The 19,679-nt window shown below is 68.3% G+C and carries 21 protein-coding genes and 4 pseudogenes; 13 read left to right on the plus strand and 12 right to left on the minus strand.

The features are described from left to right. Window positions 1–17 precede the first annotated feature (17 nt). The 3 genes from J3486_RS15305 to J3486_RS15315 all read right to left on the minus strand — a co-directional run bounded on the left by J3486_RS15305 (window position 18) and on the right by J3486_RS15315 (window position 2,867). On the minus strand, window positions 18–1,256 hold the full coding sequence (locus tag J3486_RS15305; RefSeq protein ID WP_207821238.1) for an IS701 family transposase: 1,239 nt from the start codon (window positions 1,254–1,256) through the stop codon (window positions 18–20). Between the two features lie 193 nt (window positions 1,257–1,449). Next, the gene (locus J3486_RS15310) at window positions 1,450–2,130 is read right to left on the minus strand and encodes an SMI1/KNR4 family protein (RefSeq protein ID WP_207820860.1); all 681 of its coding nucleotides are present in this window, start codon (window positions 2,128–2,130) and stop codon (window positions 1,450–1,452) included. 569 nt (window positions 2,131–2,699) lie between these two features. After that, window positions 2,700–2,867, minus strand: coding sequence for a hypothetical protein (locus J3486_RS15315; protein ID WP_207820861.1), 168 nt, complete (start codon window positions 2,865–2,867; stop codon window positions 2,700–2,702). A 216-nt stretch (window positions 2,868–3,083) separates the two neighbouring features. Between J3486_RS15315 and J3486_RS15320 the strand changes: the two genes are divergently transcribed. The 3 genes and pseudogenes from J3486_RS15320 to J3486_RS15330 all read left to right on the plus strand — a co-directional run bounded on the left by J3486_RS15320 (window position 3,084) and on the right by J3486_RS15330 (window position 5,747). Continuing rightward, window positions 3,084–4,715 (plus strand): helix-turn-helix domain-containing protein, encoded by a 1,632-nt coding sequence (locus J3486_RS15320; protein WP_207820862.1) that lies wholly within the window; start codon window positions 3,084–3,086, stop codon window positions 4,713–4,715. A gap of 97 nt (window positions 4,716–4,812) precedes the next feature. Further along, window positions 4,813–5,075 (plus strand): annotated as a pseudogene (locus J3486_RS15325) (transposase); the annotation flags it as partial. 204 nt (window positions 5,076–5,279) lie between these two features. After that, on the plus strand, window positions 5,280–5,747 hold the full coding sequence (locus J3486_RS15330; RefSeq protein WP_207820863.1) for a hypothetical protein: 468 nt from the start codon (window positions 5,280–5,282) through the stop codon (window positions 5,745–5,747). A gap of 11 nt (window positions 5,748–5,758) precedes the next feature. On the opposite strand, the pseudogene J3486_RS15335 reads toward J3486_RS15330, so the two are convergent. After that, window positions 5,759–6,227, minus strand: a pseudogene (locus tag J3486_RS15335) (ATP-binding protein); the annotation flags it as partial. Window positions 6,228–6,267: 40 nt separating this feature from the next. Between J3486_RS15335 and J3486_RS15340 the strand changes: the two are divergent. Beyond that, a pseudogene (locus tag J3486_RS15340) lies at window positions 6,268–7,089 on the plus strand (IS5 family transposase). A 68-nt stretch (window positions 7,090–7,157) separates the two neighbouring features. Here J3486_RS15340 and J3486_RS15345 read toward each other — a convergent pair. Beyond that, window positions 7,158–7,787 (minus strand): Fic family protein, encoded by a 630-nt coding sequence (locus tag J3486_RS15345; protein WP_207820864.1) that lies wholly within the window; start codon window positions 7,785–7,787, stop codon window positions 7,158–7,160. Continuing rightward, complete coding sequence (locus J3486_RS15350) at window positions 7,777–8,508, minus strand: hypothetical protein (RefSeq protein ID WP_229378128.1); 732 nt, start codon at window positions 8,506–8,508, stop codon at window positions 7,777–7,779. Before J3486_RS15350 ends, J3486_RS15345 begins: the two co-directional genes overlap by 11 nt. 292 nt (window positions 8,509–8,800) lie before the next feature. Between J3486_RS15350 and J3486_RS15355 the strand changes: the two genes are divergently transcribed. After that, complete coding sequence (locus J3486_RS15355; protein ID WP_207820865.1) at window positions 8,801–9,301, plus strand: hypothetical protein; 501 nt, start codon at window positions 8,801–8,803, stop codon at window positions 9,299–9,301. 627 nt (window positions 9,302–9,928) lie between these two features. Here the strand turns inward: J3486_RS15355 and J3486_RS15360 are convergent. Continuing rightward, complete coding sequence (locus J3486_RS15360; RefSeq protein WP_207820866.1) at window positions 9,929–10,462, minus strand: hypothetical protein; 534 nt, start codon at window positions 10,460–10,462, stop codon at window positions 9,929–9,931. A 165-nt stretch (window positions 10,463–10,627) separates the two neighbouring features. On the opposite strand from J3486_RS15360, the gene J3486_RS15365 reads away from it, so the two are divergent. Both J3486_RS15365 and J3486_RS15370 read left to right on the plus strand, forming a co-directional pair. Beyond that, window positions 10,628–11,068: a hypothetical protein gene (locus tag J3486_RS15365; protein WP_229378075.1), complete on the plus strand. Its 441-nt coding sequence runs from the start codon at window positions 10,628–10,630 to the stop codon at window positions 11,066–11,068. 46 nt (window positions 11,069–11,114) lie between these two features. Further along, window positions 11,115–11,330, plus strand: a pseudogene (locus tag J3486_RS15370) (transposase family protein); the annotation flags it as partial. Between the two features lie 160 nt (window positions 11,331–11,490). On the opposite strand, the gene J3486_RS15375 reads toward J3486_RS15370, so the two are convergent. From J3486_RS15375 to J3486_RS15385, 3 genes are read right to left on the minus strand one after another with little or no spacing between them, the layout of a single operon-like run. Next, window positions 11,491–12,036, minus strand: coding sequence for an SMI1/KNR4 family protein (locus J3486_RS15375; RefSeq protein WP_207820867.1), 546 nt, complete (start codon window positions 12,034–12,036; stop codon window positions 11,491–11,493). A 16-nt stretch (window positions 12,037–12,052) separates the two neighbouring features. Next, window positions 12,053–12,496 carry a DNA/RNA non-specific endonuclease gene (locus J3486_RS44685; RefSeq protein WP_267878200.1) on the minus strand — a complete coding sequence of 148 codons (444 nt, stop codon included), beginning with the start codon at window positions 12,494–12,496 and terminating at the stop codon, window positions 12,053–12,055. Next, window positions 12,379–12,912: a CbrC family protein gene (locus J3486_RS15385; protein ID WP_207820869.1), complete on the minus strand. Its 534-nt coding sequence runs from the start codon at window positions 12,910–12,912 to the stop codon at window positions 12,379–12,381. Before J3486_RS15385 ends, J3486_RS44685 begins: the two co-directional genes overlap by 118 nt. A 291-nt stretch (window positions 12,913–13,203) precedes the next feature. On the opposite strand from J3486_RS15385, the gene J3486_RS15390 reads away from it, so the two are divergent. Both J3486_RS15390 and J3486_RS15395 read left to right on the plus strand, forming a co-directional pair. Further along, the gene (locus J3486_RS15390; protein ID WP_207820870.1) at window positions 13,204–13,716 is read left to right on the plus strand and encodes an immunity 21 family protein; all 513 of its coding nucleotides are present in this window, start codon (window positions 13,204–13,206) and stop codon (window positions 13,714–13,716) included. Between the two features lie 79 nt (window positions 13,717–13,795). Beyond that, complete coding sequence (locus J3486_RS15395) at window positions 13,796–13,984, plus strand: hypothetical protein (RefSeq protein ID WP_207821287.1); 189 nt, start codon at window positions 13,796–13,798, stop codon at window positions 13,982–13,984. A gap of 506 nt (window positions 13,985–14,490) precedes the next feature. On the opposite strand, the gene J3486_RS15400 is transcribed toward J3486_RS15395, so the two are convergent. Beyond that, window positions 14,491–14,886, minus strand: a complete 396-nt coding sequence (locus tag J3486_RS15400; protein ID WP_207820871.1) for an SMI1/KNR4 family protein — start codon at window positions 14,884–14,886, stop codon at window positions 14,491–14,493. Between the two features lie 250 nt (window positions 14,887–15,136). On the opposite strand from J3486_RS15400, the gene J3486_RS15405 reads away from it, so the two are divergent. Further along, entirely contained in the window at window positions 15,137–15,574 is a 438-nt protein-coding gene (locus tag J3486_RS15405) for a hypothetical protein (RefSeq protein ID WP_207820872.1), read from the plus strand. Window positions 15,575–15,838: 264 nt separating this feature from the next. On the opposite strand, the gene J3486_RS15410 is transcribed toward J3486_RS15405, so the two are convergent. After that, window positions 15,839–16,771, minus strand: a complete 933-nt coding sequence (locus J3486_RS15410) for a hypothetical protein (protein WP_207820873.1) — start codon at window positions 16,769–16,771, stop codon at window positions 15,839–15,841. A gap of 489 nt (window positions 16,772–17,260) precedes the next feature. Between J3486_RS15410 and J3486_RS15415 the strand changes: the two genes are divergently transcribed. From J3486_RS15415 to J3486_RS15425, 3 genes are all read left to right on the plus strand, one after another. Next, the gene (locus J3486_RS15415; protein WP_207820874.1) at window positions 17,261–17,545 is read left to right on the plus strand and encodes an antibiotic biosynthesis monooxygenase; all 285 of its coding nucleotides are present in this window, start codon (window positions 17,261–17,263) and stop codon (window positions 17,543–17,545) included. A 79-nt stretch (window positions 17,546–17,624) separates the two neighbouring features. Further along, window positions 17,625–18,797 carry an acyl-CoA dehydrogenase family protein gene (locus tag J3486_RS15420; RefSeq protein WP_207820875.1) on the plus strand — a complete coding sequence of 391 codons (1,173 nt, stop codon included), beginning with the start codon at window positions 17,625–17,627 and terminating at the stop codon, window positions 18,795–18,797. Further along, on the plus strand, window positions 18,794–19,648 hold the full coding sequence (locus J3486_RS15425) for an SDR family oxidoreductase (protein WP_229378078.1): 855 nt from the start codon (window positions 18,794–18,796) through the stop codon (window positions 19,646–19,648). The genes J3486_RS15420 and J3486_RS15425 overlap by 4 nt, the downstream gene beginning before the upstream one ends. The last annotated feature ends 31 nt before the right edge of the window (window positions 19,649–19,679 follow it).

A 19,679-nucleotide genomic window follows, 5' to 3' on the forward strand; every position in this document is an offset into this window, starting at 1 on the left:
GCTGTAGATCGTGATCTTCATGTCCGGCATGCGGCTTGTCGCCGGTAATGACTGGTGCGGGATCGGGCTTGATGGCGGCGTCGCCAATCGGACCAGCCGAGCCGGTGGGCCACATCGTGCAGCGGCTGGACGACAACTGTGATGAATAGGCGCTGGATCTCGTTGCAGGACAGCGGGACCAGCGCGTCCGGGGCGGGGTGACGGGCGTGTTCGTCAGCGCGGACGACCGCGAGGAAGGCGTGGGCGAGCATCGCGAGGGTGACCCAGCGGGTCCAGGAGGCGTAGCGGCGGACTTGGTGCTCATCGAGTCCGGCCAGCCCTTTCTCGGTCTGGAAGGTCTCTTCCACTCGCCATCTGGAGCCGGCGACCTTGACCAGGGCGGTCAGGGGAATTGGCTCGGTGGAATGGCAGCGGTAGTAGGCGAGTTCGCCGGTGGTGCGGTTGCGGCGGATCAAGAGCTGACGCTTGCCCGGCGCTGAGACGGCGAGGTCGATGACGGCCCAGTCGTAGAACCGCTGCCCCTTCGCGCCACGTCCGGCTGAGAGCTTCTGCCAGGCACGCTTCGGAACCTTCTTCGCCAGCGCGTCGGTGCGGAAGGTGCCCGCGCTGGTGGACACTTCGGCCGAACAGGCCACCGCGAGGACGTAGCCGATGCCGCGTTCCTCCAGAGCCGTGCGCAGTTTCGGGTTGCCGCCGTAGACCTCGTCCCCGGTGACCCAGCCCACGTGGTGTCCGGCGTCCAGGAAGCGTTCGATCATTGTGCGGGCCAGTTCGGGCTTGGTCGCGAAGACGGTGTCCTCGCCGAGCCCCGCTGCCCGGCAGCGGTCCGCGTCGCACGTCCAGGAGCGCGGGATGTACAGCTCGCGGTCCACCGCCGCGTGTCCCCGGGCGCCGGCGTAGACGAGGTAGACGGCGACCTGGGAGTTCTCGATGCGTCCGGCGGTGCCGGTGTACTGGCGCTGGACCCCGACGGTGTGGGTGCCCTTCTTCAGGTCGCCGGTCTCGTCGACGACCAGCACCGCTTCCTCGTCGTGGAGGTGTTCGACGACGTATTCGCGGACATCGTCGCGGACGGCGTCGGCATCCCAGGAGGCCCGACACAGCAGGTGCTGCATGCCGTGCGGGGTCCTCTCCCCGGCCCACTCCGCGATCGTCCAGCAGTTTTTGCGCGGCAGGTCCGACAACAGGCCCAGCACCAACCGCCCGGCCCGCAGGCGGGGTTCGACCCGGGCGAACCGGTCCGCAATCCGGCTCACAGCCACCTCGAACGCCTCCCGCCAACGGGCGGGATCTATGCTGTGACCTGCGGCTACCGTCTCCTCGTCTGTCCACACAACTCACGATGATCAACGGTGGCCGCACCCGTTTCCGCACCGGCCCCACTGTGGCTGAGGGCCCCACTTGGCTCGTTTGACCAACCGCAACGCTCAACAGCACAAACCGACGGGCCTACGGAGCCGACATGGCTGTGCGCTCGGCTTTCTCCAGCCAGTCGGTGTACCAGCGGGCGAATGTCACCGGCGTACCGTCGTCGTCGAGCAGCGGGGCGAGGTCTACGTCGTCCACCCTGCAGTCGGACCAGATCGTGCCGCGGTGGCTGCCGCTGATGATCAGCCATTCTCTCTGGGCGCAGCCCAGGTGAGAGATCACGACGGCGCCGGCGGTGCGCTCCGGGGCGAACATGACGACCTCCCACCGCTCATCCCATGCCTCGATGGCGTCGTCGAAGTCCTCGATGTCGTCGAAGTCCTCCTCCTCGGGGCGTTGGGCAAGAAGGTCATCGAGCAGCTTCGGGTCCGGGCCCTGGTCGGGGAATGGCTCGGCAAGCCTCGACAGGTCGGCCAGGTCCGCGCCGTCGCCTTCCCAACGCCAGCGGCCTTGCACCCGCCGGACCGGGAACAGGCCATACGCGGGGCCGGCGCCGCCCGCGCCGACGTGGAGCAGGAAGGACCGGTACTCCTCTGGCAGCCGCACGCCCATCTGAGCCTCGAGTTCGGCAAGCTCGCCCTGGGTAAGCGGGTCCTCCACTATCCACCTGTGCCCCAATGCCCCGAACACCTTGCTGCCGGAAGGCCCTGCACCCGCCGCCTCGACCCGCCGACGCACGCCCACCCACCACTGATCAGTCATGCGCAGACCGTACGTGCAGCCACCGATAGCTGGGGCGCGGGGCCCACTGCTGCCGTCCCGACGGGCTCAGAAACGCCCCGACGCCCCAGACCCCTCGGCGCAACACGCACATCGGCCAGCTGAGACCCTCGGTAGCCAACCAGCGCCCTCAGCCACGCCCACCAGCAAGATCACGAACTACAGCTGGAGTATTAGTTGCCGTTACCGATACACGACGAGGTACGAGTAGAGCCAGCTCACGGGGAAGCAGCGGTAGCCGCGTGCGTAGCCGTAGGCCACGTACAGCTGGCCGTAGACCGGGCACTGCCAGGAGTACATGCCCCCGATGTTGATGGTCTCGGTGGTTCGGTACTGCCGCGCACCTTGCATCGTTGCGGTGGTCGCGTGCGAAACGCGAGTCGATGCCTGCAAAGACGAGGATGTCGGAGCGGCTTCGGCCACGCCGCCGAAGCCGAGCACCATGGCAGTCATGAGCGCCGAAACGCCGGCCGCCCTACCGAATCTCCGTTTCATCGGATCTCCTCTGATCTCGAAACGTGTGGTGCGATGAGCGGAACTTTCGCAATGACCTACCAGGTGGGCCCGGAGTGCGGGCGCTCCTCCGCACGGCGGCGGGCCTCCTCCGCGATCCGTGCCTGGCGGTCGGCCTCCTGCTTGGCCTGGAATTCCGCGTGCTCCTGCTCGGAGCGCTTGCGTACTTCCTCGAGGATGCGCAGTTCGTCGTCGCTCAGCGGCATGATGTCGCCCTCTCTGTCGTGGTGACCTGTCGCCCCCGTTGCCTTGAGGTTTCGCTGATGGGAGGTTGTTGCGCAGCCCGGTTCCGGCGACGAAACAATCCTGGCCCGACCGCAACGCCCGACGCGAAACCCTCTTGTCGGCTGAGCATCGCAACTGGTTGGGTGCGTGATCAGCAGGTCCGGGCCGGATGGTCGCTACGCGAGACGGGGCGGGGCATGGGGCGTCACGAGAAACCGCTCGATCCGAGGCAGAGCCCAGTGGCGCGGCTGGCCGCTGACCTGCGGCGGCTGCGCCGGGAGGCGGGCGGGCCCACGTACGCTTCTATGGTTCACCGTGCCGGGTACTCGGTGGCGACACTGTCACGGGCGGCTGCGGGCGAGCAGTTTCCTTCTCTGCCCGTGGTGCGGGCCTACGCGACGGCATGCGGCGCCGCCCCCGGGGAGTGGGAGGAACGCTGGTATGCCGTATCCCAGGAACTGACTGCTCGTGAGCAGGGCGACAATGCGCCGTCCCCGTATCGGGGTCTGGCAAGGTTCGAACCCGGTGATGAAGACCTCTTCTTCGGCAGGGATGCGCTGGGCGCCGAGCTGTTGGACCTGACAAGGGCGCACCGTGTGGTCGCCCTCCTCGGCCCTTCGGGCAGTGGCAAGTCCTCTCTGCTGCGGGCGGGTCTAATTCCCCGACTGCAGCGGGCGGTCCGGTCAGGTGAGCACGGTGCGGCGGCCCGTCCGGCGGCCATTCGAGTCCTGGCCCCCGGGGCGCACCCGCTCGACCGTTACCGGTCCGCGCTTGTCCCCGCGACGGGTGACGGGGAGACCTGGGTCGTCGTCGACCAGTTCGAGGAACTCTTCACGCTGTGTCCCCGGCCGGCCGAGCGGGAAGAATTCATCGCGGCGCTTCTCGCGGCTCGAGACCCGGGCAGCTGCCTTCGTGTCGTCCTGGGGATTCGCACAGACTTCGCCAGGCGCTGCCACCAGTACTCCGGGCTCGCCGAGGTGATGCGAGGCGCAAGCCTGACTGTGACCCGCATGAGCACGGCCGAACTCCGCGAGACCGTCGTCGGACCGGCGCGCGCACACAACCTGATCGTCGAGCGCGCGCTGACAGCCCGGCTCATCGCCGACGTCACGGAGAGCGGGTCCGCGTTGCCCCTCCTGTCCCATGCCCTCCTGGAGACCTGGAAGCGCCGGAGCGGGCGGACGCTCACCCTTGATTCCTACGAACGGGCCGGAGGTCTCCAAGGAGCCATCGCGCAGAGCGCCGAGGGCGTGTACGCCCGGTTCGACGCCACCCGGGCGGACACCGCACGACGGATCCTGCTGCGGCTGATCACCCCAGGAACCGACGACACGCCCGACACACGCCGTTCCGCGACACGGGCGGAGCTCGAAGCTCTCTCCGGCGTCCCGGGAGCGGACGGTGTCTTGGAGGCACTGACCCGAGCCGGGCTGATCACACTCGATGGGGCCGGCGTCTACCTGACACACGAGGCACTCATCAGCGCCTGGCCACGGCTGGGCCACTGGATCGAAGAGAACCGCGAGAAGCTCCACTTCCAGCGTTGGCTGACAGAAGCCGCCGAGGCGTGGGAGGCGATCGGACGGGAACGGGGCGTGCGGATATCCCCGATCCGCCTGGCGCATCTCGCCGCACACGTTTCAGATGCCGAGCAGGATGACATCACCCCTCTCGAAGCGGACTTCCTCGCCGCCGGCATGGCCACACACCGCCGTACGCGCCGGAACCGCCTCGCGACCCGGGCCATGGGATCCCTGCTGGTGGCCACAACCCTGCTGACCGCCGCCATGGCGCGAAAACAGCGGAGACTGCTCCGCGGACTCTACTGACTTCGGCTCGTCGAGGTGAACTTCAGTGAAGTTCCTGAGAAGCCATCTCAATTGGCTGTCTCGGTAGGCTGTCGGGTGTGGTGGGGATCGTGAGCGGCTGGTGCCGGACGAGTTGTGGGAGCTGTTCCAGCGGGTGGCGCCGGAGGCGCCCACGCGGCCTCAGGGCGGTGGTCGGCGAAGGCACGGTGACCGTGAAGTGCTGGCCGCGATCGTGTGCGTGGCGACGTCGGACTGCACCTGGCAGCAACTGCCCGCGGCCTCTTCGGGCCGTCCGGGGCAACCGCCCACCGCCGGTTCACCGAATGGACGAAGGCGCGGGTGTGGGCCAAGCTGCACCGCCTCGTACTCGACGAACTGGGCTTGGCTGCGTAGGTGAGAACCAAGAACGGATGTCGGCGGTTTCCAGGATCATCCGCTGCTGGGCCGGGTCCCGAATGTTGCCGAGTTCTAGGAACACCTCGGTGGCCCGTGTCGGGCATCGGGTTCAGGGCGGTGCAGCATCAGAACGTGCAATCGATAGCATCCCGTCGCGACGTTGTGGTGGCCTGACGAGGTGGGGAAGCTATGAGCGAGGACGTCCTGTCGATCATTCCGAGTGATCCGCAGTGGCAGCCGGATCGCGATGCGGTTGATCACGTCATCGCGCTCGTCGAGGAGCTGAGTCCCGGAGTTGCCGACGGCGTGGACGTGGAGATCGACGTGACGTGGCACGACGTGGTGACCGCTGTTGACTGCGGGGGCAACCTGGAAAAGATCGGTTGCCCCTTGTGTCAGGCAGCCATCGACAAGGAGTGGTGGGGCGACCTCCTTGAGGCCCACTGCGACGACGGGTTCACCACGCTCGAGGTCGAGGTCCCGTGTTGTGGCGGATCAACCACTCTGGATGTGCTGGATTACGACTGGCCGTGCGGATTCGCCCGCTTCGAGATCGCCATCTGGAACCCCGAACGTCTCTGGTTCAGCGAGGACGAGCTGACCGTGCTGGCGGACCGCCTGGGCCATCCGGTGAAGCAAATCCGGGCCCACATCTGAACCTCGGCAGCTCAGGTGGTTGCCTGTTGCTCGGCTCGCGCTCGGGTCGTGGCCAGGCGGTAGGAGTCGGTGCCGGTCTCGATGATGTTGCCGCCGAAGGTGAGGCGGTCGACGGTGGCCGCGCGGAGGCGGGGGTCGGTGAAGGTCTTGGTCCAGCCGGAGGACGACTCGTTGGAGGCGATGGCGACGCTGTTCTTCTCCTCGCGCTCGGTCAGGACCTGGAAGAGGAGTTCGGCGCCGCGGCGGTCGAGTTCCATGTGGCCCAGCTCGTCGATGCGGAGGAGATCGACGCGGCCGTATCGGGCGATGGTCTTGGTCAGCTGCTGCTCATCGGCGGCTTCAACGAGCTCGTTGACCAGCTTCGTCGCCAGGACGTACTTCACCCTGAAGCCGGCCATCGCCGCCTCGGTGCCGAGGGCGATCAGTAGGGGACTTGCCGGTGCCGGAGTCTCCGATGAGGCAGAGGGGCAGCCCCTTCTTAGACGTTGTCCTATGTGGTGAGGCGGAGTAGTACCTCACCATGGGCCAGGGGACGTGGAGTTGGATCGTTCCGGACGGGCTGTGGGAGATCGCGAAGCCGTTGCTCCCGCCGTCGAGAGTGCGTCCGCAGGGCGGCGGGACGCCGGACACACCTGATGAGACGCTGTTCGCCGCGATCATCTATGTGCTGGTCAGCGGATGCGCTTGGCGGCAGCTGCCGCCCTGCTTCGGGATCTCGAAGTCGACCGCTCACCGGCGGTTCCTGATCTGGTCCAGAGCCGGTGTCTGGGGCCGCCGGCACGAGGCCGTGCTCCACCAACTCGACGACGCCGGCCTCATCGACGTCACCCGCGTCGTGCTCGACACCGCCCATGTCCGCGCTAAAAAAAGGGGGGCGAACACACAGGCCCGAGCCCCGTGGACCGGCGCAAGCCGGGTACCGAGATGCACATCCTGTCGGACGCGAACGGACTGCCCCTGGTCGTCGGGATCTCCGCAGCGAACGTCCACGACAGCGAAGGACTGAAGCCGATGGTGGCGGGACTCCAAACGCAACACGACCCTTACCGCGGCCGCTGCTTCAAACCCCAACGCCTCCACGCGGACAAGGCCTACGACGTCCCCCACCTGCGGCGATGACTCTGGGGCAAACATATCGGCGTCCGGATCGCCCGCAAGGGAATCGAATCCAGCGAACGATTAGGGCGTCGCAGGCGGGTGATTGAACGGACCTTGTCCTCGCTGACCGGCTACCACCGCCTCAGCCCCCGCTACGAACGCCAACCCGCCAACTACCTGGCCATTCCTCGGCCTGGCAGCCGCTCTGTGCTGCTACAAGCGCCTACTCCGCCTCACCACATAGGACAACGTCTAAGTACCCAACCGCGTACTGCTGATCCTGCTCACCTGTCAGCTTCGACAGGATCCCTCTCATCGAGTGGTGGCCCGGCGGTGAGTGGCGCGGATCAGTACGGTGAGCAGAGCTGCCAGGTCGAGGGCGCCGTCCGGGTCGTCCGCGTAGCGGGTGGTCTGCAGTGGTCCCACTTCGTCCAGGCGTACTCCTTCCGCCTCCAGGACGTGGGTGAGAACCAGCAGTGCCAGGCGGGCGTTGCCGTCCGGGTAGGGGTGGAAGAAGGCGATGTCGAGGTACGCCCTGGCCGCGCGGGCGGGCAGGGGGACCGACGGGTCGGTGGCCTGGTGCAGGCAGGCCGCGAAGTCCTTCCAGGTGTGAGGCGTCAGCCCGTATCGTTCCCGGCCGCCCTTGGCGAAGGCGTCGCTCTGGCGCAGGTCCACCTCATTCACGCCGAGGACCAGCTTCTGCCAGCCGGCGAGAAGAGCCGGGGTGAGCGGCTCGCCCCGGGAGGCCGCGGCGCGGGATTCGGCCATCGCCGCGAGCAGTCGGTCGGCCCGGTCAGAGTCGCGGAGGCGGACCGGGCCGTCGAACCACGCGGCGAGTCCGTCCACGGCCGGCCGCGCCGTGGTCGGGCCCACCCCGGCCACCGAGGACCAGTCGACCTGCTGCCTGACGTGGCACCAGGTGGCCAGCGCGTCATCGTTCACGGTAGAACCCGCGGCCGGTCAGGTTTGTCGCCAGGTCCTCTCCTACCATGTCGACCAGGGTCGTGGCGGGGGCGACGTGGCTCTTGAAGCGGCCGCCGATGGCGGCTTCCACCGCCTTCCGGGCCTCGTCCGGTGCCAGGCCGGTGGAGGTGAGGAACCAGGTCAGCGTCGTCTCGCAGAGCCGAAACCATCCCCCGTCGGCGTGAGTGCTGTTGACGACCGCGGTGACCAGCCGGGTCAGCGCGCGTTCCAGGTGCCAACTGCGGTCCTCGGCGTCCGCGTCGGGACGCGGTGCCAGCTGCTCGAACCGCTCGGCTATGTCCTCCAGCCAGCCACGCCACTCGAGCAGGCAGGTCACGACGCGCTCGGCGGTCTCCTCCGCCCCTCCGACCGAGTCCGAGACGCAGCACCAGGTCTCGACGGGACCCCCGAAGTGGTTCGAATAGTCCCAGCCGCAAGCCCACCGGCCGTACCGGGACACCAACAGCGCGGTGACCCGGTCGGCGAAGCGCCAACCCGTCATCCCGTCCGGATCGGCCGCCCGATCGGCCTCGGAGGGCACCATCGGGACGATCAGGACTGTCAGCCTCGCCGCCTCGCCGTCATCCCAGTCGAAGGCGTTCCGGCGGGGGTCTGCGGCGGGCCACGGCAGGTCCCGAGCAAGCTGAATGGTCGTGGCGTGCCTCTCTGGTCGGACGTGACGGAACAACCGCCCGATCATGCCCACCGGACGAGGACCTGTCACCCCAATTTTGTTGGCCCCGCCGCTGGCTGCCCACGGCCGCCCGGGCACGTTCGCGTGCACCCGCCTGAGCACAGCCCCGTGTACGCCGACAGGTAGAAGCCCTCGTCCTCCTCACTCAGCTCCAAAGGCGCGAACTGCCGCAGTTCACTGCCGCGAATCATCCACATACGGGAGAACCCTTCCTCCTGATCCATTGCCAGGAGTTGGACCAGGTTCGGCTCACTCAGGGCGCCTCGAAGACTCGCTGCTTCAGAGCGTCAAGGTCGCCATGGCTCAAGGCACCGGCCCAGACTTCGCACTCGGGCTGCTTCCAGCCGCCCCGCTGGTTCGATCCCACGGTGGTCAACGGCTATGCCCAGGCCGGTTCCTTCAGCTAGGTCGCGACTTCGCCCGTGTCCTGACGCGTTCACTCGCGGACCGTTCCCGGTTCTGCGACCTCCTCAGCGCCCAGGCCGGAGTCCTGGAGCACAACGTCTCGTCCGAGGTGGCCGCCAGGTACAAGCGCGCCGCCCTCGCCAATGTCGACGTCCTCGCCGAGCTGGCCCGGATGCACCTGCCGGAACTCCACGACAGGGAAGAGCAGTTGAGCGCACAGATCATTCTGGTGATCGGAGCAGTGTGGATCCACTCCCAGCCATCCCCTGCCATGCTCGCCGCCTACGAAGCCGACCCCTCGCTGGCTGCTCAGCGCATGGAGTTCGCCCCGGCACTCGAGAACCTGGTGACCACGCTCGTGGCTGGAACCCTCGCTCGCACGATCACCTCTTGACCCGCTCGGGGAGGGGACCGCGCACAACAGCCGGGCAGTAGTCCCGACAGGGGCCGCATGATCGGCCCACGTGTCAGCGGACGATCCTTTCCTCCGTCGTGGTGAGCGTGGGCACGCATACCTGCGCCTGAGGTGGCTGTCATGGCTGTTCCTTACGTGGTGTCAGCGTGTGTACGGGGGAACGCGAGCCGCCCCAGGATGCTGCGGATCTCGTTGGAGACGGCCAGGTCGGGGGTTCTCGCCCGGGCCGCGAAGCACGGTGCGGATCGCTTTAAGGACGGAAACCCGGGCCTGCGCCGAAGGGCAACAGGGCGGGCTGTCGGTGCAGGGAGCGCGCCCCGGTAGATGAGCGCATGCCCAGTCTTGGCGGGGCGCATCACACCCACATCCGTCGAATGACTGGAGCGCAAAGTCGGGGTGTGCGGGATCTCTCGGTCGGACGACTGACCGTGCCCACGGGCTGTGTCTCGGGCCCGAATACGCGCGCTCCTACAATGGCTGGGCGCCGTCGCACGGACAACGGCGCCCGCAGGGCCGGCCTCGCGGCTGACGGTTCCATCGAGGGCTCTTCTTCGGGAGTGATTCGTTCGGTTGGCACCTTCGAATCTACGAAGAAGCGCCCCTTGGTTACCGCGAGTTGGCACGTTCCCGGCCCGGTCCTTGACGGGCGAGGGTGAACTGTCCCGGCGTGTCCTCGTCGAGCCAGCCCCGTTCGACCAGTCGCTTCAGTTTTCCCCGGGTCCCCTCGATCTTCCCGGTCGTCGTCGGCAGCCCGATCCGTGGGACGATCTGCTTGGCCTGCACCGGTCCCGGTGCATCCGCGATGATCTCGACGATGTCCCGGTAGACATCTGGCAGCACCGCCACGACCAGACCCTCCCGCCACGGCGGCACCATCATGACGCCGACGCCATGCGGCGCCGCTGTCTCACCCGCCTGCCGCCCATTGATCTCCACAGAGTCCGGCTCGGCCGCGGCCTCCGCGGCTGACAGGTCCGCCAGGGCCTGCGCGACGGTCTCCCGAGTGATCTCCAGCCGAGACAGATCCTCTCTGGCCTCCGCCAACCGGACGGCCAACCCCGCTGCCTCCGACTGAAGTTCTTCCACCTTCTGCCGGGCCGCAGCTTCTCTGGCCTTCAGTTCTTCCGGCAAAGACACCATGGCGCCCCACCTCTACTCCACCACGGTAGAAGCCAGCCACTGCCCTCGGCATGGCGAATGACCGACTTCCGGGGCCCGCCCGATCGATCCCTCTCGCGAGGTAACCGGGACAATGGACGAGCTGGAACCGGTGACTCCTCAAAATCGAAGCAGGGCGCTGCACTCATGACCGACACACCGTCGACGACGCAGATGATCTCCTTCGCTGCCTGGCGGGACAGTGCCCCGCATGTCGGGCACGCGACCGGCCAGCACTACGTCACCCTGGCCGAGCTTCTGGTCCGCCTGGGGAGTTACGGTCTCGGCCTCACATGGCGAATCCAGGTCTTCGATGATCACCCGCACCCCGGCTTCGCCGAGCTGGCCAGGGCTTCAGCCCATGGAATCCCCTCCCTTGAGCTGCTGGCCATGGACGCGCCTCACCTGCAGGCGGTCGACGGAGATTTCAAAGGGTATGCGGGGAGTGACCTCGTACTGACCCGGCGGGAGTGCGACAGTTCAAGCTGGGACGTCCGTACAGCAGACGAGTGGGTACTCAGCGAGATCCGACGGCACTACCCAGACGCCAGGCCAATGACTGCTGCCGAATGGGACGCCACGAACTGAACTCACGCAATGAACCCTTCACTTCAGAGGATCCGCACCCAGTCCATTAGCCATCCCGCACCGCTGCCGAAAAGGCGAGGAACTCCCGGATTGGAAGGACAAGCACAACCGCTCGCACAAACAGGTTCGTACCCGAGTCGAGCACACCTTCGCCCGAATGAAGGTCTGGAAGATCCTGCGCGACCGCCGACTCAAAGGTGACAGCGTCCACCGTGCGATCGTCGGCATCGCCCGCCTGCACAACCTCGCACTCACCGGATAGGCCAACGGACGGCACTGCAGCCGACCCTGCCCTCACCAAATCCAAGATCAGTTACGGGACAAGCCTCACCCGTCCGCAGAGCTGCGAAAACGCTGATCAAGTTCGAGCCGCGTTCGACGTCGGGCGTTACAAGGCAAGCTCAAGGGCGCTCTCATGCTGGCTAATCTGCCAGCTCGCGTGCGGTGCGGAACTGGTGGGCGGGCAGGGGGAAGTTCTCCCACAGGATCTCCGAGCGCGCCTCGCCGCCGAGGAGCACGGCAAGGAGTCCGGTCACTGTCAGGTCGTAGCGCTCCCAGCGTTCGCCCGATTCATCGTTGATCAGGAGGGGACGCTTGTCGGGATTGTCGCCTGGCTTGACGACCCAGTAGAGGTACTCGCCGTTGTCGGTGGTAGCCCAGCAGATCAGCCGACTGTCCTCGGTGTCCAGCTCGGCCGGTTTGGGCTCGAAGAGCCACAGCGATGTCTCGTTGGCCTCCTCGCGCTCCGCGGTGTGCTTGAGGAGGTCGAAGACAGGGTTGGTGCAGTCAGGTTCCAGCAGCAGGAGGTAGTTGTCGATCCCTCCAGCGCCGTAGGTGTTGATGAGTTCTTTGTAGTCGTCCGGCAGTGACGTCTGCAGGGTCGCTTCCGCGGACGACCAGTCGGGGGGCGTCCGCGGGGCGGCGGGCTGAGGGAGGATCTCGGCGAACCGTACGAGTTCTGGGTTCATCGTGCTGTGCCTTTCTTCACCGTGCCCGGTTCCAGATCGTGGTGGTATTGGTCAGGACACAGGGTTTGCCGTATTCGCCGAACTGGAAGCCCTTGTTTCCGTACGCCTCGATATTCACCCCCAGCGGGAGCTTGGCGTTGTCGTCCACGTAGAAGGGCGTCACCCTGTACTGAATGATCTCGTCGTCCCGTGCTGCCTTGCGTACCTGGTACTCCACGTGTCGCATGACAGGAGAGTTGGCGTAACTGTGCATGGTGACGAAGTTGCGCCGATCCTTGTTGGGTGCGGTTCCTTTGAAGGGATGATCGGTTCGATCTCGCGAGCCGCCGAGCTCAGTGGCTGTTATGAGGCGTCGGCGTAGGCGAGGTGGGTGCCGCAGACGGTGCAGCGGAAGAGCATCGCAGTGGCCCCTTCGCCGAGGTGGGTGACGAACTGCTCGAGTTGGGCTGCGTCGTGCCAGCCGCCGAGGCGCAGGTCTTGCCTCAGCTGGTCGAGGGCCTCGGGGTGGGCTGCCAGTTCGCTGTGGCCGACCTCGCCGATGAAGGCGGCCGCGTCGTGGCAGTGGACGAGCCAGTGCGGATCCTGCCAGGCGTGGAAGCCAGGGGTACGGAGGGTGACCTCGTGCAGGATCTCCTCGCTGACGCCGTCGAGTCCGTAGGAGTCCGTGAACTCGCCGGTGAACCGTTCGGCCGCGCTGCCGTCTGCGATGCACCAGGGGCAGAAGCGTCCGCTGACCTCTTGGGCGGTGTAGAAGGTCGCGGTGTAGATCCACCCTGTGGCGCGGTTGCAGCATGCGCAGGTGTCGGCGCTTTCACGGATGGATCCGCTGGCGAGCGGATCGGGGTGATAGCGGAAGGCGGGAGGTTCTGAGCTCACCGGTGCACTCTGTACGCAAGACAGTCCCGCGATCAAGTGGTGAGGGTGAATCGGCGCTGGTCGGGCGCCGGATAGAGGCGCTGGCGCTCACACACGGTGTGGTGACGCTGGTTCATGGCCTCAGTCTGCCGTAGCGGCCGGTCCAGTTGAGGCCGAACGCGGCATCCGCCACAGGGAAGACAAACTGTCCTGGGTGCGGATCCTCTGAAGGGGAATGGAGCGTCGGTGCCTGGGATGTGATGCGTGCCGCCTGGTGTGCTTGTTGTCAGTGGCGGCCCGTAGTTTTCGCACATGGCGAGGTACGGGGATCCTGGTGCGGTGCAGTGGGTGGGGTCTGGCGGTGGGCCGTTGATCGCGGTGCCCGCGGTGGCGTTGTCTTCGTGGTCCGGTGCGGACGGTGCCGGGCTGGAGACGGACTACGACAGGGCCTGCGGTGTTGACGCGTACGCGGGCCTGGTCCCGGTGGGGCAGTCGCTCGCGCTGGTACTCGGTGACGAGCCTGCCTCGACGTCCTTTCTTCCCGAGCGCGGGGTGTTCGTGCGGTGGTGTGCTGCGGAGTCGGAAGCAGAACTCCTCGCCGGCATTGATGCCGCGCTCGCCGAGGCCGTCTGGGAACCTGAGCAGTGGTGGGACGTGCCAGGGGCCGTCGTCTTGTTCGATGCGGCGTGGCCGGGCGGCGAGCTGGAGCCGGAGAATCATCTGCGTGTGGAACTGGAGCAGGGGCGATATGGAGTTCGTGGCGCGTACGTTGAGCCGGATCCGCAGACGTCGTTCATCCTGGTGCAGCTTCGATGCCTCGTCTGACCTGTTGGGGAACCGTTCGCCGAGCGCAGGGTAATCGGGTCGGAGCGCCTGTACCGTTGCCAGGCGGAGGTGGGGCGCCATGGTGTCTTTGCCGGAAGAGCTTCAGGCGCGGGAGGCCGCAGCTCGGCGGCGCGTGGACGAACTCCAGGCTGACGTCGCGGAGTTGACTCGGCGCTTGGAGGAGGCGCGGGAGGATCTGCCGCGGCTGGAGATCACGATCCAGCCGACGAACGGTTCGTGCCTGCGCCACCTCGTCGAGAAGCACTGACGGCCCCGCCCCGCGCAGGTTGGGGGCCGTCCCCACTCGGATCATCAGATCCCCGGCTGTTGCATCGGGGACGAATCGGACCGGCCGCGGAAAGTCGCCGGCACTCCAGCGGAACGGGCGGCACGCCCAGGCTCTGCGGGTGCAGGGGCATGCGCGTGATCGCGGTGCGCGTCGATGAACCCGCCGTGCTCGTCGCGCCCGTACACCCCGCGCACGAAGTACTCGGCCGCCCGCTCCCGCAGAGCCGACGGACTGCCCGGGACGTTCTCCGGGAACGGGAATCCGCCTGGGCACTGCTGCAGCCACACGTGGCACAGCGCTGTCGTGATGTCCGCGCACGTCCCGGTGACCTCCCCGTGCACGACCGCGTACAAGGAGGCGATGAAGTGGACCGGCTCACGTTCAGCGGAGCGATCATCCAGACCGGCTGACTCCTACCGCCTCGCCCGCACCAAGGCCCAGGCAGGCCACGCAGCAAGCTGAAGCACCAGATCAGGAGGCTTCGTTCAGGCGGCGTCGAGCGTCGCAGCCGACGTGAGACCCTCGATGAAGGTCCTAAAGTCCGCAGCCAGGTTGAGCTCGGTGTCCCAGTCCGTGTCGCACCACGTCACCGACGGCTCGCCCTGCCTGTCGCAGGATCGGTAGTCGAGAGCAATCCAGCAGTGACCATCGCCAGGGAGCGGGACGAGGGGGGACGGCAGACCCCACTCCTCGACCGGACAAGGCGTGTCCAGCAACGACAACTGGCCTTTGCGGCGGCCCATACCCATCAGCCCGTCCAACGGCACGTGGCTGTCACTCCACGAAGTCCGCACCGCTGTCGGGAAGGCGTCCCAGTCGGACGTCACCGGGCCATCGTTCTGCAGCCGCAAGATCTCCAGCAACGAGGACGGCAGACCCACTCGGCTTCTGTGAGTACCTGCGCGGGGGACAGCACTGCGCCGTATCGATCGGTGATCATGACGGTGTCGCGGTGTGGGTTCCGCGTCCGGCCGACGCCGCCATAGGAGCACTCCCCTGTCGAGCAGAACGCCCGGCCCACAACCAGCGGCGCGCAAGGGGTAGCCCGTCGCCATCGATCTTCGCGGCGCGCGCCCAGTTCGAGGGGATGGGTGGCAGCATCGGCATCCGCAACGAGGCGAGGGAGCGGTCATGGGGTTGCTGACGGAGCAGACCGTCGCAGCCGAAGTGCTGTACTACGGCCTGTGGATGCAGGACATCGGTGCGTCTTTCGACGACGAGCCCGCGCCGGACGCGGCGTTCGGGTCCGGAGGCGGCAGCCGCGTGGTCATCCACAGCGGCGGGCACACCCACACAGCGCGCCTTCACGCGCAGGTCTGGGACGCGGAGCCGCCCGCGGCCCCGGGGCGGTGGGAAGAATCGCAGCAGACGCAGATCGATGCGCCCGCGGGTGAGTTGCGGCTGCGGACGTACGGGGCGATGACTCCAGAGCTCATCGCTCTGGGTGAAGCCGGCCGGACGTGGAACGTGCGCATTCAGGTGAGCGGCCGGGCAGAGGTGAAGAAGCTCGCCGCGCTCGACGTGCCTGACGGAATCGAGCAGTATCTCCTGCAGTTCTGGCCGGTGTGAGGCGGTGATCATTCAGTGACGGTCACCGTCTCGCCTCGGCAGCTCGGCTGACCGTCACCAGGAACCTGTCGTCCGAGCCGTCGATGATGCGGCTGTACAGGTAGAACAGCGACATGAGCGAGCGCTTCGAGCGCCTCCACCCGGGCCAGGGCCCGCCACCCCCCGCGCCTCCAACCCCCGATCAACGCCCCCCCTCAGCGTCGCCTCCTGCACCCACCCGGTAAAGGCCCGACCACACCGCCGCCCCTCATGCGCAGTCGTACGTCAGCCCACCCGCTCGTAGGTCAGAACGGTCTTCGGGTGGTTGCCGATCGTGCGTAGGCGCAGCGGGCCGTCCGCGGACTTCACGTCGAAGGAGTACTTGAGCTCCTCCGGCGGGCAGTAGACGGTCCTGGCGCCCTGATCGAGCTTGAAGTTGCTCATGGACAGGTCGTACTGGTTGATGCCGGAGACAATGGCGCTGCCCTTGCACCGCGGGCCGGTGCGGGACTCGATGACCACGCGTGCCCATCTGCCTGGCCCGACCTGGTGGATGGTCAGTTGCTGGCTGCCGTCGGTGGCTCGCCACCGGCCCACGAACCAGGGGTGGATGGGCTTGTACTCCGTGGCCACCTTGGCGAATCCGGAGCCTTTGCGCCAGGTCAGCGTGGTGGTGAACAGCGTGCTGGGATGGACGAAGTCCACTCTGGCGCCACCGTCGCGGATGCGGGCCTTCGGCCAGGGGATGTAGTTCTTGGTCGGGTCGGTGGTCCAGGAGGAGAGGTCCCCGGTGGCGACGGCCGCGATCACCTCCTGCGGTTCTTCGCCGTCCCTGCAGTACGCGCCGAAGCCGGCCGCGAGCCACACGGTGTCCCGGTACGCCTTTGCCCTGATGCCGCCGCACGGTTTGATGCCGGTCTCATAGACCGTCCTCCGGGCGGACCAGGCGCCGTCAGAGGCGTCGCGATGCTGGGCCTCCAGGCCGCGGCGAGTGAAGCGGAGGGACACCTGCCGGCCGTCGGACAGTTCGAGGACGGTGTGGTCGTCGTCGTCCTCGACGACCCGTGAATCAGGCTTGTTCTCGGGTCCGCGGTGGGACTTCGTGTGCTTCGCGCTGCTGCCGGACGGTCCCTTGTCCGATGGCTCGGCGCAGCCGCCGACGGCTGCGCCGAGCATCAGCACCACTACCGCCCACGCCGCTGCCCTCTTCGTTCTCATGCCGTGTCAGCTCCCCTGTACGCCACGCCGCGATGCCCGGGCCGGTGGGTGGCACGAACGCGGCGATGATAATCGGCTGAGCGGCCCGCCCCACTCGCCCCCGACGCGGCGCGGCCCCGTCGGTCCCCTCACTCGTCGAGGACGGCGGCAACCCCACGGCCCGGGCCCCCGCCTCCCGCGCCGCCCCCGCCCCCAACTCCCGATCAACGACCCCTCAGCGTCGCCTTCTCCACCCCCACGGCCGGGTCCCCGTCCGACGACCACGACGCACCGGCGGCCCCCGTCGAGGGGGTGCTGCACTTCGCCCGGGAGGCGACATAGGCCCACGAACCGGCCACCATGCGTGGGGCGTTGCCGCTGGGGCAGCCGGCGACGGAGCCCGACCTCAGGGCGTTCGTCTCGGTGGACAAGCTGACGCGGGACGTGCGCGCCGCCGGGTGACGGGACCCGCGCGAGCCGGAATCCAGCGCAGTGCGGTGCAATGGACGCATGGTGACGATGATCAATCAACTGACCGTGACCGGCGACGAGAAGGCGCTCTTCGCGGTGCTCGACGAGATCTGCGCCCACATGAAGAGCCGCCCGGGCTTCCGGTCCCTGCGGCTGCACCGGTCGCTGCGCTCGCCCGAGCGGCTGGTGATGGTGGCCCACTGGCAGGACGCCGCGGCGCACGCGGCGGCGTCCCGCGGGCCCGAGGTGCAGCGGTTGTTCCAGCGGCTGCGGGCCGAGGCGCGCACGGAGCCCGACGTGTACGAGACGCTGCTCGAGGGATGAGGGGAACCCGGCGCTGTAGTGCGTGTCGAGCCCGGCTCCAGCACGTGGGGTCATCCTCCGGGCGGAGGTGGCAGACACCATGTCGGAGCACAGCAATGCGGCGCTGGGTGCACGAGCGTCACACGTCGCCGAGGTCGCGGCCCGCGGCGCCCGGGCGGCCGAGACCGCGCGACGGCTCTCGCCGGAGGTGGTGGGCGCCCTTGTGGACGCGGGGTTCGCCCGCCACTTCGTGCCGCGGGCCCATGGCGGGGCGGACGGCGGGTTCGTCGAACTGAGCGAGGCCGTCGCACGGGTGGGTGAGGGATGCGCGGCGGCGGCGTGGACCGCGTCACTCGCGGCGTATGCCGCACGGTACGCGGCGTTCCTTCCCGAGGCCGGACAGGCGGACGTGTGGGCGGACGGCCCGGACACCCTCATCGCCGGGGCGCTCATCCCCTCGGGCAAGGCGGAACCCACCGCCGGCGGCTGGCGGCTGACCGGCGCGTGGTCGTACATCAGCGGGGTGCACGTGGCCGCCTGGGTCCTTGCGTGCGCCTCGGTGCCCGGCCCCGATCCGGACGGTCCGGCGCAGGTCCGGTTCTTCGCAGTACCACGCCACGACCTCGCCGTGGAGGAGACGTGGTTCCCGGTCGGGATGCGGGGCACGGGCAGCGACACGATGGTGCTGACCGACGTCTTCGTGCCCGAGCAGCGTTCCTTCCCGCGCGCGGCCGTCCTGGCCGGCGAGGCTCCGGCGTCCCGCGCGCGCTGCCACACGGTGCCGATGCAGGCGGTGGGCGCGCTGCCGTTCGCCGCCCCGCTGCTGGGTGCCGTACGGGGCGCCCTGCGTACATGGACGGCACGGATGTCGCTGCGCACCGACGTCCGGGGCCGGGCGGTCAGAGAGCTGCGGCCGGTACAGACCACGCTCGCGCGCGCGGCGGGTGAGGCGGACGCGGCGGAGCTGCTCCTGCTGCGGACCGCGCGGGTCGCCGACGGCAGCGAGAGCGCACCCGAGGGAGCCACCGCGGTGCGCGGGGCCCGGGACACGGCACTCGCCACCGAACTCCTCGTCACCGCGGTGGACCGGGTGTTCCGCGCCGGCGGTACCTCGGGGCAGGCGGAGACGGATCCACTCCAGCGGTTCTGGCGGGATGTGAACACCGCCGCCACACATGTGGCCCTCGACTTCGAGTCCAGCGGCGCCGCGTACGGGGCCTGGGCGCTGTCCGGCCGCGAGGGGGCCCTCACGCAGGAAGGCGGAGCACGATGACCACCGTTTTGGTGACCGGGGCGACGGGGGCGGTCGGCCGCCACCTGGTACGTGAACTCCTCGATTCCGGCGCCGAGGTGCGGGCGCTGACCCGCGACGCCGAACGGGCCCGGTCGGTCCTGCCGGACGGCGCGGAACCGGTCGTCGGCGATCTGGCGGACGCCGACACGCTGGCGCGCGCGCTGAAGGGCGCCGACCGGGCCTACGTGATGCTCGACGCGGACGCGGGCGCGGCGTTCGCCGACGCGGCGAGCCGGGCGGCCGGTCTGCGGCACGTGGTGCTCCTGTCGGCGTCGGCGGCCGCCGACCCCGGCTACGACAACCCCATGTTCCGCAAGCATGTACGGGGCGAACAGCATCTGCGGGCCAGCGGTGTGCCGACGACGTTCCTCCGGCCGGGAGCGTTCCACACACTCGCCCTGCACTGGGTCCCGGCCGTGCGCGGGGACGGCGTGGTCCGGGTCGTCTTCCCGCACCTGTCGGTGGCGCTGATCGACCCGCGGGACATCGCCGACGTCGCCGCGGTGGCGCTGCGTGGCGACGTCGAGCGGTGGGCGGGGCGCGAACTGCTGCTGTCAGGGCCGCAGTTGCTCGACATGCGCGACCGGGCGCGGATCATCGCGGAGACGGTCGGCCGTCCCTTGCGCGTGGAGCAGGTGCCGGAGGAGGCGTGGGTGCGGGCGGCGTCGGCGCACCTTCCGGAGCCGTATGCGCGGGCCCTGGTGGGGGTGGAGCGGTACTTCACCGAGCGGCCACCGGGGGTCGTCGGCACGGTGGCCGAGGTCACCGGGCACCCCGCGCGGTCCTTCCGCAGCTGGGTGGAGGACCATCGGCACGCATTCCTGGGCTGACCGCGTTCGGCCGCCGACACGGAGTCGGCGG

The sequence above is a fragment of the Streptomyces sp. VRA16 Mangrove soil genome (genome assembly GCF_017377775.1).
GTDB lineage: Bacteria > Actinomycetota > Actinomycetes > Streptomycetales > Streptomycetaceae > Streptomyces.

What these genes read in the sequence shown, in the direction of transcription:
- J3486_RS15390 (WP_207820870.1), top strand. Translation starts at nt 13,204, where the DNA reads ATGGCGAGGTACGGGGATCCTGGTGCGGTGCAGTGGGTGGGGTCTGGC.
- J3486_RS15310 (WP_207820860.1), bottom strand. Translation starts at nt 2,130, where the DNA reads ATGACTGATCAGTGGTGGGTGGGCGTGCGTCGGCGGGTCGAGGCGGCG.
- J3486_RS15350 (WP_229378128.1), bottom strand. Translation starts at nt 8,508, where the DNA reads ATGATCGGGCGGTTGTTCCGTCACGTCCGACCAGAGAGGCACGCCACG.
- J3486_RS15355 (WP_207820865.1), top strand. Translation starts at nt 8,801, where the DNA reads ATGGCTCAAGGCACCGGCCCAGACTTCGCACTCGGGCTGCTTCCAGCC.
- J3486_RS15315 (WP_207820861.1), bottom strand. Translation starts at nt 2,867, where the DNA reads ATGCCGCTGAGCGACGACGAACTGCGCATCCTCGAGGAAGTACGCAAG.
- J3486_RS15360 (WP_207820866.1), bottom strand. Translation starts at nt 10,462, where the DNA reads ATGGTGTCTTTGCCGGAAGAACTGAAGGCCAGAGAAGCTGCGGCCCGG.
- J3486_RS15405 (WP_207820872.1), top strand. Translation starts at nt 15,137, where the DNA reads ATGGGGTTGCTGACGGAGCAGACCGTCGCAGCCGAAGTGCTGTACTAC.
- J3486_RS15410 (WP_207820873.1), bottom strand. Translation starts at nt 16,771, where the DNA reads ATGAGAACGAAGAGGGCAGCGGCGTGGGCGGTAGTGGTGCTGATGCTC.
- J3486_RS15320 (WP_207820862.1), top strand. Translation starts at nt 3,084, where the DNA reads ATGGGGCGTCACGAGAAACCGCTCGATCCGAGGCAGAGCCCAGTGGCG.
- J3486_RS15420 (WP_207820875.1), top strand. Translation starts at nt 17,625, where the DNA reads ATGTCGGAGCACAGCAATGCGGCGCTGGGTGCACGAGCGTCACACGTC.
- J3486_RS15415 (WP_207820874.1), top strand. Translation starts at nt 17,261, where the DNA reads ATGGTGACGATGATCAATCAACTGACCGTGACCGGCGACGAGAAGGCG.
- J3486_RS15330 (WP_207820863.1), top strand. Translation starts at nt 5,280, where the DNA reads ATGAGCGAGGACGTCCTGTCGATCATTCCGAGTGATCCGCAGTGGCAG.
- J3486_RS15375 (WP_207820867.1), bottom strand. Translation starts at nt 12,036, where the DNA reads ATGAACCCAGAACTCGTACGGTTCGCCGAGATCCTCCCTCAGCCCGCC.
- J3486_RS15365 (WP_229378075.1), top strand. Translation starts at nt 10,628, where the DNA reads ATGACCGACACACCGTCGACGACGCAGATGATCTCCTTCGCTGCCTGG.
- J3486_RS15395 (WP_207821287.1), top strand. Translation starts at nt 13,796, where the DNA reads ATGGTGTCTTTGCCGGAAGAGCTTCAGGCGCGGGAGGCCGCAGCTCGG.
- J3486_RS15425 (WP_229378078.1), top strand. Translation starts at nt 18,794, where the DNA reads ATGACCACCGTTTTGGTGACCGGGGCGACGGGGGCGGTCGGCCGCCAC.